The organism is Streptomyces sp. TAA486, from assembly GCF_000426165.1.
The window spans coordinates 21,547-33,817 of the sequence record NZ_AUEV01000018.1; the positions used below are offsets into that span (position 1 = coordinate 21,547).

The 12,271-nt window shown below is 70.2% G+C and carries 10 protein-coding genes; 8 read left to right on the forward strand and 2 right to left on the reverse strand.

Going from position 1 to position 12,271, the window contains the following annotated elements:
• Positions 1-302: 302 nt before the first annotated feature.
• From dnaK to I004_RS0123525, 4 genes are read left to right on the forward strand one after another with little or no spacing between them, the layout of a single operon-like run.
• Positions 303-2,171 carry a molecular chaperone DnaK gene (dnaK, locus tag I004_RS0123510; protein ID WP_028437515.1) on the forward strand — a complete coding sequence of 623 codons (1,869 nt, stop codon included), beginning with the start codon at positions 303-305 and terminating at the stop codon, positions 2,169-2,171.
• Positions 2,168-2,872: a nucleotide exchange factor GrpE gene (gene grpE, locus I004_RS0123515; RefSeq protein ID WP_028437516.1), complete on the forward strand. Its 705-nt coding sequence runs from the start codon at positions 2,168-2,170 to the stop codon at positions 2,870-2,872. The genes dnaK and grpE overlap by 4 nt, the downstream gene beginning before the upstream one ends.
• Positions 2,873-2,929: 57 nt before the next feature.
• Positions 2,930-4,117 carry a molecular chaperone DnaJ gene (gene dnaJ, locus I004_RS0123520; RefSeq protein WP_028437517.1) on the forward strand — a complete coding sequence of 396 codons (1,188 nt, stop codon included), beginning with the start codon at positions 2,930-2,932 and terminating at the stop codon, positions 4,115-4,117.
• 1 nt (position 4,118) lies between these two features.
• Positions 4,119-4,577 (forward strand): heat shock protein transcriptional repressor HspR, encoded by a 459-nt coding sequence (locus tag I004_RS0123525; protein ID WP_028437518.1) that lies wholly within the window; start codon positions 4,119-4,121, stop codon positions 4,575-4,577.
• Positions 4,578-4,763: 186 nt separating this feature from the next.
• On the opposite strand, the gene I004_RS35630 is transcribed toward I004_RS0123525, so the two are convergent.
• Positions 4,764-5,588: a methyltransferase domain-containing protein gene (locus I004_RS35630; protein WP_037977509.1), complete on the reverse strand. Its 825-nt coding sequence runs from the start codon at positions 5,586-5,588 to the stop codon at positions 4,764-4,766.
• 76 nt (positions 5,589-5,664) lie between these two features.
• On the opposite strand from I004_RS35630, the gene pdxR reads away from it, so the two are divergent.
• On the forward strand, positions 5,665-7,164 hold the full coding sequence (gene pdxR / locus I004_RS0123535) for a MocR-like pyridoxine biosynthesis transcription factor PdxR (protein WP_028437519.1): 1,500 nt from the start codon (positions 5,665-5,667) through the stop codon (positions 7,162-7,164).
• Positions 7,165-7,346: 182 nt separating this feature from the next.
• Positions 7,347-8,198, forward strand: coding sequence for a trypsin-like peptidase domain-containing protein (locus I004_RS0123540; RefSeq protein WP_028437520.1), 852 nt, complete (start codon positions 7,347-7,349; stop codon positions 8,196-8,198).
• Positions 8,199-8,369: 171 nt separating this feature from the next.
• Here the strand turns inward: I004_RS0123540 and I004_RS0123545 are convergent, their stop codons facing one another.
• Positions 8,370-8,867, reverse strand: coding sequence for a pyridoxamine 5'-phosphate oxidase family protein (locus I004_RS0123545; RefSeq protein WP_028437521.1), 498 nt, complete (start codon positions 8,865-8,867; stop codon positions 8,370-8,372).
• A 106-nt stretch (positions 8,868-8,973) separates the two neighbouring features.
• Here I004_RS0123545 and clpB point away from each other — a divergent pair, with 106 nt between their 5' ends.
• Together clpB and I004_RS0123555 are read left to right on the forward strand one after the other, a co-directional pair.
• A complete protein-coding gene (clpB, locus tag I004_RS35635; RefSeq protein WP_051345355.1) occupies positions 8,974-11,613 on the forward strand; it encodes an ATP-dependent chaperone ClpB in 2,640 nt (879 codons plus the stop codon).
• Between the two features lie 91 nt (positions 11,614-11,704).
• A complete protein-coding gene (locus I004_RS0123555) occupies positions 11,705-12,238 on the forward strand; it encodes a type III secretion system chaperone family protein (protein WP_028437522.1) in 534 nt (177 codons plus the stop codon).
• The last annotated feature ends 33 nt before the right edge of the window (positions 12,239-12,271 follow it).

Consider the following 12,271-nt stretch of genomic DNA (forward strand, 5'->3'; position numbering starts at 1 on the left):
CTTCGAGCGAGACCTGATCGATTGGCTTACTAAGCGGTAACTTAACTGATCCGTACGAGATTACCCACTCCCCCGGTCCTGCTGATACCCGGGCGGGCGGTGATATGCGTCGCGGGGCGCTCGGAGCCCTCCGCGCGCCCTCCGGTGGGGCCCGACCCCTTGCTCCGTTCCTGGTCGGAGGCGGGTGCGCATAAAGAGGGCATAAGAGTTGAGTGACCTCCGCTCAAGCCAGTTGACGTTATCGGGGCGGCCAGGCACTCTTGAGTCAGCTTCACTCAAGACATCAGCTGGAGGAAACCGAAATGGCACGTGCGGTCGGCATCGACCTGGGCACGACGAACTCCGTCGTCAGTGTTCTCGAAGGCGGTGAGTCCACCGTCATCACCAACGCCGAGGGCGCCAGGACCACGCCGTCCGTGGTGGCCTTCGCGAAGAACGGCGAGGTGCTCGTCGGCGAGGTGGCCAAGCGTCAGGCTGTGACCAACGTCGACAGGACGGTCCGGTCGGTCAAGCGTCACATGGGCACCGACTGGAAGATCAACCTGGACGGCAAGGACTTCAACCCGCAGCAGATGAGCGCCTTCATCCTGCAGAAGCTGAAGCGGGACGCCGAGTCCTACCTCGGCGAGAAGGTCGAGGACGCCGTCGTGACCGTCCCGGCGTACTTCAACGACGCCGAGCGCCAGGCCACCAAGGAGGCCGGCGAGATCGCGGGCCTCAATGTGCTGCGCATCGTCAACGAGCCGACGGCGGCCGCCCTCGCGTACGGCATGGAGAAGGAAGACCAGACGATCCTGGTCTTCGACCTCGGTGGCGGCACCTTCGACGTCTCGCTGCTGGAGATCGGCGACGGCGTGGTCGAGGTGAAGGCGACCAACGGCGACAACCACCTCGGTGGTGACGACTGGGACCAGCGCATCGTCGACTACCTGGTCAAGCAGTTCCAGTCCGGCCACGGCGTGGACCTGGCCAAGGACAAGATGGCCCTCCAGCGCCTCCGTGAGGCCGCGGAGAAGGCGAAGATCGAGCTGTCCAGCTCCACCGAGACCACGATCAACCTGCCCTACATCACGGCGTCCGCCGAGGGCCCGCTGCACCTGGACGAGAAGCTGACGCGCTCCCAGTTCCAGCAGCTGACGGAGGATCTGCTGGAGCGCTGCAAGACCCCGTTCCACAACGTGATCAAGGACGCCGGCATCCAGCTGTCCGAGATCGACCACGTGGTCCTGGTCGGTGGCTCGACGCGTATGCCCGCCGTCGCCGACCTGGTCAAGGACCTGACCGCCGGCAAGGACGCCAACAAGGGCGTGAACCCGGACGAGGTCGTCGCCATCGGCGCCAGCCTCCAGGCCGGTGTACTCAAGGGCGAGGTCAAGGACGTCCTCCTGCTGGACGTCACCCCGCTGTCCCTCGGCATCGAGACCAAGGGCGGCATCATGACCAAGCTGATCGAGCGCAACACCACGATCCCCACGAAGCGTTCGGAGACCTTCACCACGGCCGAGGACAACCAGCCGTCGGTGCAGATCCAGGTCTTCCAGGGCGAGCGTGAGATCGCCGCGTACAACAAGAAGCTCGGCATGTTCGAGCTGACGGGCCTGCCGCCCGCGCCGCGCAACGTGCCGCAGATCGAGGTCAGCTTCGACATCGACGCGAACGGCATCATGCACGTGTCCGCGAAGGACCTCGGCACGGGCAAGGAGCAGCGGATGACCGTCACCGGCGGCTCGGCGCTCCCGAAGGAAGACATCGAGCGCATGATGCGCGATGCCGAGCAGTACGCCGACGAGGACGCCAAGCGCCGCGAGTCCGCCGAGACGCGCAACCAGGCCGAGCAGCTCGTCTACACGACCGAGAAGTTCCTCAAGGACAACGAGGAGAAGGTCCCGGGCGAGATCAAGACCGAGGTCGAGACCGCTCTCGAGGACCTGAAGGAGAAGCTGAAGGGCGAGGACACCGCGGCGATCCGCGAGGCCAGCGAGAAGGTCGCGGCGACGAGCCAGAAGCTCGGTCAGGCCATGTACGCCGACGCCCAGGGCGCCCAGGGTGAGGCCGGAGGTGCCCAGGCCGGTGCCGAGGGTGCCGGTGAGGCCAAGGCCGAGGGCGACGAGGACGTCGTCGACGCCGAGATCGTGGACGACGAGCAGAAGCCGAAGGACGGTGCAGCGTGACGGAGGAGACTCCGGGCTTCGACCAGAAGCCCGACGTCCCCGCCGACGCCGCACAGTCCGATGACGCTGCGGCGCAGGCCGCCGGAGTCCCCGCCGACGAGGCGGGGGTTCCGGTGGAGCCGGCCGGGGACGTGACCGAGAACGAACAGGAAGGCCCGTCCGGAGAGACCCCAACAGGTCAGGGTCCCCAAGAAGCGGCGCTGACCGCTCAGCTGGACCAGACCCGCACGGCTCTGCACGAGCGGACCCAGGATCTGCAGCGGCTCCAGGCGGAGTTCCAGAACTACCGCCGCAGGGTCGAGCGTGACCGCGTGGCGGTCAAGGAAGTCGCCGTCGCGAATCTGCTCACGGAGCTGCTTCCGGTGCTCGACGACATCGGCCGGGCCCGTGACCACGGTGAACTCGTCGGCGGCTTCAAGTCGGTCGCCGAGTCGCTGGAGATGGTCGCGGCCAAGATGGGTCTGATGCAGTTCGGCAAGGAGGGCGAGCCCTTCGACCCGACTGTGCACGAGGCGCTGATGCACTCGTACTCGCCCGACGTCACAGAGACGACGTGCGTGCAGATCCTCCAGCCCGGGTACCGAATCGGCGAACGGACGATCCGTCCCGCGAGGGTCGGCGTCGCCGAGCCGCAGCCGGGTGCCACCGGTGCGGAGGAGTCCGCCGACGAAGAGGAGAACGGTGGCCCCGACCAGGGCTGACCAGGCAGAACAGGGCGGCACACGCGGACACGGCACCGGGGAGGAGGGACGTCGCGGATGAGTACGAAGGACTTCATCGAGAAGGACTACTACAAGGTCCTCGGCGTCCCGAAGGATGCCACCGAGGCCGAGATCAAGAAGGCGTACCGCAAGCTCGCCAGGGAGAACCACCCCGACGCCAACAGGGGCGACGCCAAGGCCGAGGAGCGCTTCAAGGACGCCTCCGAGGCCTATGACGTGCTCGGCGACGCCAAGCGCCGCAAGGAGTACGACGAGGCGCGCGCCCTGTTCGGCAACGGGGGCATCAGGACCGGCGGTCCAGGTGGTCCCGGAGGAGCGGGTGGCTTCAACTTCGACCTGAACGACCTCTTCGGGGGCGGTCAGCAGCCCGGAGGCGGCGGTGCGGGCGGCTTCGGCGGCGGTCTCGGTGACGTGTTCGGCGGTCTGTTCAACCGCGGCGGTGCGGGTACGCGCACGCAGCCGCGGCGCGGCCAGGACATCGAGTCCGAGGTGACGCTCAGCTTCACCGAGGCCGTGGACGGGGCGACGGTCCCGCTGCGGATGTCCTCCTCGGCTGCGTGCAAGGCGTGTGCCGGCACGGGCGACAAGAACGGCTCACCGCGTGTGTGCCCGACCTGCGTCGGCACCGGCCAGGTCTCGCGGGGCGGCGGTGGCGGCTTCTCGTTGACCGACCCCTGCGTGGACTGCAAGGGCCGCGGGCTCATCGCCCAGGACCCCTGCGACACCTGCAAGGGGTCGGGACGGGCGACGAGTTCGCGCACCATGCAGGTCCGCATCCCCGCGGGCGTCAGCGACGGGCAGCGCATCAGGCTGCGCGGCAAGGGCGCACCGGGCGAGCGGGGCGGCCCGCACGGCGACCTGTACGTCGTCGTCCACGTCGACCGTCACCCGGTCTTCGGGCGCAGGGGTGACAACCTGACCGTGACCGTGCCCGTCACCTATCCGGAGGCGGCGCTCGGCGGCGAGATCAAGGTGCCCACGCTCGGCGGCCCGCCGGTCACGCTCAAGCTGCCGCCGGGGACGCCCAGCGGCCGTACGATGCGGGCCCGCGGCAAGGGCGCCGTGCGCAAGGACGGGACAAAGGGCGACCTGCTGGTCACCATCGACGTATCTGTTCCGCAGGATTTGAGCGAGAAGGCGAAGGGCATCCTGGAGTCCTACCGCGACGCGACCGCGGCGGAGGACCCGCGGGCGGCTCTGTTCAAGGCCGCGAAGGGAGACTGAGGTGAACGGCCGAGGTGGACGACGCAACCCTTACCAGCTGACCGACGAGTCCCCTGTGTACGTCATCTCGGTCGCCGCTCAGCTCTCGGGCCTGCACCCGCAGACCCTGCGCCAGTACGACCGCCTCGGCCTGGTCTCTCCGGACCGCGCCGCAGGGCGCGGCCGGCGCTACTCGGCGCGCGACATCGAACTCCTGCGGCAGGTACAGGAGTTGAGCCAGGACGAGGGGATCAACCTCGCGGGCATCAAGCGCATCATCGAGCTGGAGAACCAGGTCGCGGCGCTGAAGTCCCGCGTCGTGGAGCTCCAGCAGGCGGTCGAGGGTGCTGCCGCGGCCATGCAGCAGCGCGAGGCCCAGGTCCACGCCTCCTACCGCCGCGACCTCGTCCCGTACGAGGACGTGCACCCCCAGTCGGGCGCCCTGGTGGTCTGGCGCCCCAAGAAGCAGCGCCGCGACTGACGCACCCACAGGCTCCCGACGGGCAGCGGCCCGCGGGGGCCGTGTTGCTGCCGTCGGGTTCTCAGTCCTTGCGCGGGCCCAGCACGCAGAAGTCGTTGCCCTCCGGGTCCATGAGCGTGACCCGGAGTCCACCATGACCTGGTCCCATGCGAGAGCCATGGCCGTGAGCGCACTGCTGCCGCCGGCTCAGACGGCGGCTCCGGGCGCGACGGCGACCGCCTTGAAGTACGTGTAGTGGAAGGTGCCGCCCGGTTCAGCGGTCCGGTGCAGATCGGCGATGCCGCGGTCCCAGTCGGCGCGGGTCATGAGGCCGGCGGCCAGGACGTCGTCGCGGATGAGTTCGTACATGGCGATGAAGGTGTCGCGGGTGAAGCCCTGTACGAGGTCGGGCCGGTTCTCGTCGGCGTAGACGGTGAGCGGCCGTACATCCACGTTCACGTAGCCCGCTTCGGTCAGGAGCGGGTGCAGCCGGCGGCCGATCAGTGCGTCGCCCCTGCCGGCGGACTGGAGCCGCACCTGGGTGTCGACCACCGCGTGTGCGCGAACGCTGTCGGGGTGGAAGAACACCGAACCGTGGTCTCCCTCGATCACGGTGACGGTGCCTCCGGGACGCAGCAGCCTGCGCAGCCCGGCCAGTGCGCGGTGCGGCTCGGGCAGATGCTCCAGCACGAAGCACACGAAGAGATGGTCGAACTCCCCGTCCTCGTACGGGAGATCGAGCAGATCGGCCCGGCGCCACTCCACCTTCGCCCCGGGCGCCCGTGCCGTCACACGTTCGCGGGCACGGGCCAGCGAGCTCTCCGAGGTGTCGACGGCCACGATGTGCGCCTGCGGGCTGGAGCCGACCAGGTGCACCGTCTGAGCGCCCGTTCCGCACCCGGCCTCCAGCACACGGCTGCCCGGGGGGTAGGCCGTGCCCTGGTGCAGGAGCGCCGCGAGGGTGTTCGCCTGGTCGCTGAGGCGGCCGGCCTCGCGCGCCGAGTAGCCGTGTACGTAGCGGGCCGATGTCACTGGTCGGCCTCCCTCCGGGGCGGTCCGCACCCGTCGTCGACGCTGTCCGGTCTCACTCTGCTGGGACCATGGACCTGTGGACAGGGCCAAAGGGAGTGCAGCTGACAGGTCCGTATCGGCGCCGGCCGCGGTCGGTTCCGACTTCCTCCAGCTCGACATCGCCGACGCACCGCGGGGAGGACTGGCCGACTGGCTGGCCCGGCGGCTCCGGCTCGCGATCTCGGACGGACGTCTCCCGGTGGGCAGCAGGCTCCCCGCCTCGCGGGTGCTGGCCGCGGAGCTGCGGGTCTCGCGCGGCGTGGTCACCGAGGCGTACCAGCGGCTGAGCGAGGACGGGCACGTCGCGGGCCGCGGGCGGGGCGGGACGGTCGTCGTCGCCGCGGCCGCAGGCCCGGCCCCCGCGGTGACGGAGCCGCGCCGGCTCCCGGCGCGGGGGGAGGTCTTCGACGCCGAGCCCCGTACGGAGATCCTCGAGACGCTCCGGGCCGTCCCCGCCCGTGTCGATCTGACGCCTGGGGTGCCAGACCTGGCGGCCTTCCCCCGTACGGCCTGGCTGCGCGCCGAACGTTCCGTGCTGGGAGAGCTCTCGGTCTCCGGCCTCGGGTACGGGGACCCGCGAGGAGAGCCGGAGCTGCGCCGAGCCGTGGCACGCTGGCTGGCCCGCAACCGCGGCATCGGGGCGGACGAGGACGAGGTGGTCGTCGTCGCCGGCGTCTCGCAGGGGCTCGCTCTGCTCGCCCAACTTCTGCGGGAGGAGGGTCTGCACGAGGTGGCCGTGGAGGAACCCGGCTCGCTCGGGGGCCGTCAGGTGCTTCGCAGATGGGGACTGAGCACGCCGCCCGTCGAGGTGGACGGGGACGGCGTCGACGTAGGCCGGCTGCGCGCCTCCGGAGCCGCGGCCGTGCTGCTGACCCCGGCACACCAGTTCCCCACAGGTGTGGTGCTCGGCGGCGACAGGCGCCGTGAACTCATGCGCTGGGCGGACGAGGGCGGGCTGGTCGTCGAGGACGACTACGACGCGGAGCACCGCTACGACCGTCCTCCCGTGCCGGCACTGCGGTCGATGCTGCCGGAGCGGGTCTGCTACGCGGGCAGCGTCTCCAAGCTCCTGGCGCCGGCGCTGCGGGTGGGGTGGGTGCTGGCGCCGCCGCGTTACCGGGAGGCTCTGGTGGACGCCAAGCGGCACACGGACCTCGGCAACGCGGTGCTGCCGCAGCTGGTGCTGGCGAGGCTGATGGAGTCGGGGGAGCTGGAGCGGCAACTGCGGCTCATGCGGCGGCGGCACCGCCGTCGCCGGGACGCGATGATCGGCGCTGTCGGGGCGCAGCTGCCGGACGCGACCGTGCACGGTGCCGCGGCCGGACTGCATCTGACGGTCACTTTCGACGAGGCGGGGTTCACCGACACCGCTCTGGCGGCGGCGGCGCTCGAGCGGGGGATCAAGGTGCAGCCTCTGTCCTGGCACCGTCAGCGTCATGGCCCGCCGGGGCTCGTCCTCGGGTACGCCGCGCGGACGGAGGCCGACATCCTTGAGGCGGTGAGGGACCTGGGCGAGGCCCGTCGGCTCATGTCCTGAACCGTGCCCGTCCTGACGGGCATCCCCTGACGGTGCCTGCCGTGGCGGTGCGGATCGTTGGCCGTGACGGCGGGGCGGGTGGTGCCCATGTTCCGGGGCGCGGGCCGGTCGTGAATCGCAGCTATGACCCGATCGGGTGTGTGCGGTTGGCCGCGGGGGAATTGGAGGCAGAGCGTATATGCATGACGTCGACACGTGCGGCGCTGGCCGCCCTCCTGACCTGCACCACGTCGCTGGCTCTCATGGGGGCTGCGCCCGCGCAGTATCCGCCCGCTTCGAAGGGGGAGCGCTGGCCGCAGGGAACGGTGCGGACGGTCGGGAAGCTCGTCGCCAAGCTGCCGGGCCATCAGGCGGAGTCGTGTTCCGGCGCCATCATCGACTCACCGAGCGGCAGCGTCGTCGCCACCGCCGCGCACTGCATCTCCAGCCCGGAGCGCCCTGCCAAGCCGGTGGCGATGTACTTCCAGCCCGCCTACAAGGGCCCGGACGCCGACAACAAGGGCACGCGCGGCGGCACGGGTGACGCACCGAAGGCCATCATCGCCCACGGGTGGAAGGTGGTGTCCTGGAAGACGGCGCCCGGCTGGGACACCGACAAGGACCTGGAGTCCGTTCTCCCCAACGACTGGGCGTTCCTGCGGATGGAGAAGCGCAACGGCCGCACGATCCAGCAGGTGTACGGGGCGAACAAGCTCAAGACCGAGCCCGTGCCCGGCGGTACCACCGCGACGCTCGGCTACCCCGCCTCCTCGCCGTACGACGGGGAGACGCTCAACTACTGTGCGGGCAAGGCACATCGCTACCGGAGCGGTGAGATCCCGTCCGCCAACGTGGGCGCCCTGTCGCTCACCCCGTGCCGGCTCACGCAGGGGGTCAGCGGCGGCCCCTGGCTGCGGGGCTTCGACAAGAAGCGGGGCGCTGGGACCCTGGTGGCCGTGACCTCGGTCGGCTCCGAGAACGAGTTGCTGGGGAGGCCGTATCCCAAGTCGGCACGTGGGCTTCTGAAGCAGTTCGGCGCCAAGCACGAGCGCTGAGCCGGACGTCAGGCAGGGACGCCGAGCAACGGCTCTGGGCCGGACGGCAGGCCATGGCTCTGAGCGGGACGCCGGGCACGAGCGGTGAGCGACGTCAGGCTCGAACGCCCGGCCCGGCCCGCCGTCGCTCCCTGCGTCCGGGACCCCGACCCGTGCCCGGCGGCCGGTGGTTCAGGGCTCGCGGCTCATGCCCAGAGTCCGGTCGACGGCGATCTCGATCAGTACGCGTTCGGGGTTGGGGCTGGGCCGCCGCCCGTACCGCTCCTCGTAGCGGCGCTCGGCGTCGGCGACCGATTCGGCGTCCGTGAGGATGCGGGCGGTGCCCTCCAGCGTCGACCAGCGTCCGCCGTCGACCTGGCAGAGGGCGACGCGCATGCCGCCGGCGCCGGCCGCCGCGATGTTGCGCGCCTTCCTGCTGGTGCGGCGGGTGACCACGCGCGCCGTGCCCACCGCTCCTCGCTCCACGCCCGTGCCGGGCGTCCCGTCCGACTGCGCCGGGCCGTCCGTTCGGCCCGCCGGAGCGGGTTCGTACGTCACGCTCACGGGCACCACGTGCGGTGTGCCGTCGGGCCGGAGGGTGGTGAGGGTCGCGTAGCGGCGCTCCGTCCAGAAGGCGGCGTGAGCGGACGCGGCGGACGGCTCCGGCGGGTGGGTTTCCATGCTCGTCATGGGAACGAATCTAGTGCCGTGATAGTTGAGTGGAATAGACTCAACTTGCTGGATGCTGAAGCTAGCAGCGAGAAAGAAGCCGCATACGAAGGAGGCACGCACGCCAGTGGACGCGGAGCTGACCAACAAGAGCCGTGAAGCGATCAGCGCGGCCAGCGACCGGGCGGTGACGGACGGGCATCCGGACATCACCGCCGCCCATCTGCTGCTCGCGCTGCTCCAGGGTGAGGACAACGAGAACATCTCCGACCTGATCGCAGCCGTCGAGGCCGACCAGGCGGCACTCCGCTCGGGCGCCGAGCGCCAGATCGCCGCGCTGCCCAGCGTCAAGGGATCGACGGTGGGCAAGCCGCAGCCCGACCGGCCGCTGCTGGCCGTCGTCGCGGACGCCACACAGCGCGCGAAGGAGCTCGGCGACGCCTATGTGTCCACCGAGCACCTCCTCATCGGCATCGCCGCCAAGGGCGGGCAGACGGCCGACCTGCTCAAGGAGCAGGGGGCCACGGACAAGAAGCTGCTCGACGCCTTCCAGTCCTCGCGCGGCAGCCGCCGGGTCACCAACGCGGACCCGGAGGGCACCTACAAGGCGCTGGAGAAGTTCGGCACGGACCTGACCGCCGCCGCACGCGAGGGCAGGCTCGACCCGGTCATCGGCCGGGACCAGGAGATCCGCCGCGTCGTGCAGGTGCTCTCCCGGCGTACGAAGAACAACCCGGTGCTCATCGGCGAGCCCGGCGTCGGCAAGACGGCGGTGGTCGAGGGCCTGGCCCAGCGCGTGGTCAAGGGCGACGTGCCCGAGTCGCTGCGCTACAAGCGTCTGGTCGCGCTCGACCTCGGCGCGATGGTGGCGGGCGCCAAGTACCGGGGTGAGTTCGAGGAACGGCTGAAGACGGTGCTCTCGGAGATCAAGGAGAGCGACGGCCAGATCATCACCTTCATCGACGAGCTGCACACCGTCGTCGGCGCGGGCGCCGGCGGCGACTCCGCCATGGACGCGGGCAACATGCTCAAGCCGATGCTGGCCCGCGGTGAGTTGCGCATGGTCGGGGCCACGACGCTCGACGAGTACCGCGAACGCATCGAGAAGGACGCCGCGTTGGAGCGCCGCTTCCAGCAGGTGCTGGTCTCCGAGCCGACCGTCGAGGACTCCATCGCGATCCTGCGCGGGCTCAAGGGGCGCTACGAGGCGCACCACAAGGTCCAGATCGCCGACAGCGCTCTCGTGGCGGCAGCGGCGCTCTCCGACCGCTACATCACCTCACGGTTCCTGCCGGACAAGGCCATCGACCTCGTCGACGAGGCCGCGTCCCGGCTGCGCATGGAGATCGACTCCTCGCCTGTCGAGATCGACGAACTCCAGCGCGCCGTCGACCGTTTGAAGATGGAGGAGATGGCGCTCGCCAACGAGACCGACCCCGGTTCCGTCGAGCGTCTGGAGCGGCTGCGCCGCGAACTGGCCGACCGCGAGGAGGAGTTGCGCGGTCTGACCGCCCGCTGGGAGAAGGAGAAGCAGGGCCTCAACCGCGTCGGTGAGCTGAAGGAGCGCCTGGACGAGCTGCACGGCCAGGCCGAACGCGCCCAGCGCGAAGGGGACTTCGAGACGGCGTCACAGCTTCTGTACGGGGAGATCCCCGGTGTGGAGCGCGAGCTGGAGGAGGCCTCGGCCGCCGAGCAGGAGGCCGCGTCACAGCCCGAACGCGAGACGATGGTCAAGGAGGAGGTCGGCCAGGACGACATCGCGGACGTCGTCGCCTCCTGGACGGGCATCCCCGCCGGCCGGCTGCTGGAGGGCGAGACCCAGAAGCTGCTGCGCATGGAGGAGGAGCTGGGCAGGCGCCTGATCGGTCAGACCGAGGCCGTACGGGCCGTCTCCGACGCCGTCCGGCGCACGCGCGCCGGCGTCGCCGACCCGGACCGCCCCACCGGCTCGTTCCTCTTCCTCGGCCCGACCGGGGTCGGCAAGACCGAACTGGCCAAGGCGCTCGCGGACTTCCTGTTCGACGACGAGCGCGCCATGATCCGCATCGACATGAGCGAGTACGGAGAGAAGCACTCCGTCGCCCGCCTGGTCGGTGCGCCCCCCGGCTACGTCGGATACGAGGAGGGCGGCCAGCTCACCGAGGCGGTGCGCCGGCGCCCGTACTCCGTCGTGCTGCTGGACGAGGTGGAGAAGGCGCACCACGACGTCTTCGACATCCTGCTCCAGGTCCTCGACGACGGGCGCCTCACGGACGGCCAGGGCCGTACGGTCGACTTCCGCAACACCATCCTCGTCCTCACCTCCAACCTCGGCAGCCAGTACCTGATGGACCCCCTGGAGAAGCAGGAGGAGAAGCGCGAGAAGGTGCTCGCGACAGTCCGCTCGTCCTTCCGCCCCGAGTTCCTCAACCGCCTGGACGACGTCGTCGTCTTCTCCGCACTCAGCGGGGACGAGCTCAGCCGCATCGCCCTGCTGCAGATCGAGGCGCTGCGGCGGCGGCTCGCGGACCGCAGGCTGGAGCTGGAGGTCACGCCCGAGGCCCTGGCCTGGCTGGCCCGCGAGGGCAACGATCCGGCGTACGGGGCAAGGCCGTTGCGCCGGCTGGTGCAGACGGCGATCGGTGACTCCCTGGCCCGCGAGATCCTCTCGGGCGAGGTGCGCGACGGTGACACGGTGCGCGTGGACCACGTCGAGGGCTGGGACGGTCTGATGGTCGGCGGCACCAAGCGCGATCCGGGAAGCGACGCAGACGCTGTGAGCGCCTGACCGGCGGCGACGCGGGCCGGTCCCGCGTCGCTTGCCAGGAAGGGCCCGGCATGGTGGAGGATGGCGACATCCGTACGAAGGGAAATACACGGTGAGCATCGATCCGTCCTCGATTCCGAACTTCGGGGGCCAGGAGCCCGACCCGGAGGAATCCGGCCCGACCGGCCCGGTCATCCCCGACCAGGAGCTGGTCAAGCAGCTGCTGGAGCAGATGGAGCTGAAGTACGTCGTCGACGAAGAGGGAGACCTCGCGGCGCCGTGGGAAGAGTTCCGCACGTACTTCATGTTCCGGGGCGAGGAGGAGCAGCAGGTCTTCTCGGTCCGTACGTTCTACGACCGCCCCCACCCGATCGAGGACAAGCCCAAGCTGCTGGAGTCCATCGACGACTGGAACCGGCGGACGCTGTGGCCGAAGGTCTACACGCACACGCACGACGACGGCACCGTCCGTCTGATCGGCGAGGCCCAGCTGCTGATCGGCACCGGCGTCTCGCTCGAGCACTTCGTCTCCAGCGTGGTCAGCTGGGTGCGGGCGTCGATCGAGTTCGACAGGTGGCTCGTCGAGCAGTTCGGTCTGGAGAAGGACGCGGAGTCCGGCGAAGAGGGGCCCGACGGCTCCGCGTGACGCACGAGTACGCCGGGCGGCCGGGCGCCCCCT

What these genes read in the sequence shown, in the direction of transcription:
- dnaK (WP_028437515.1), top strand. Translation starts at nt 303, where the DNA reads ATGGCACGTGCGGTCGGCATCGACCTGGGCACGACGAACTCCGTCGTC.
- dnaJ (WP_028437517.1), top strand. Translation starts at nt 2,930, where the DNA reads ATGAGTACGAAGGACTTCATCGAGAAGGACTACTACAAGGTCCTCGGC.
- I004_RS0123540 (WP_028437520.1), top strand. Translation starts at nt 7,347, where the DNA reads ATGACGTCGACACGTGCGGCGCTGGCCGCCCTCCTGACCTGCACCACG.
- I004_RS0123545 (WP_028437521.1), bottom strand. Translation starts at nt 8,867, where the DNA reads ATGACGAGCATGGAAACCCACCCGCCGGAGCCGTCCGCCGCGTCCGCT.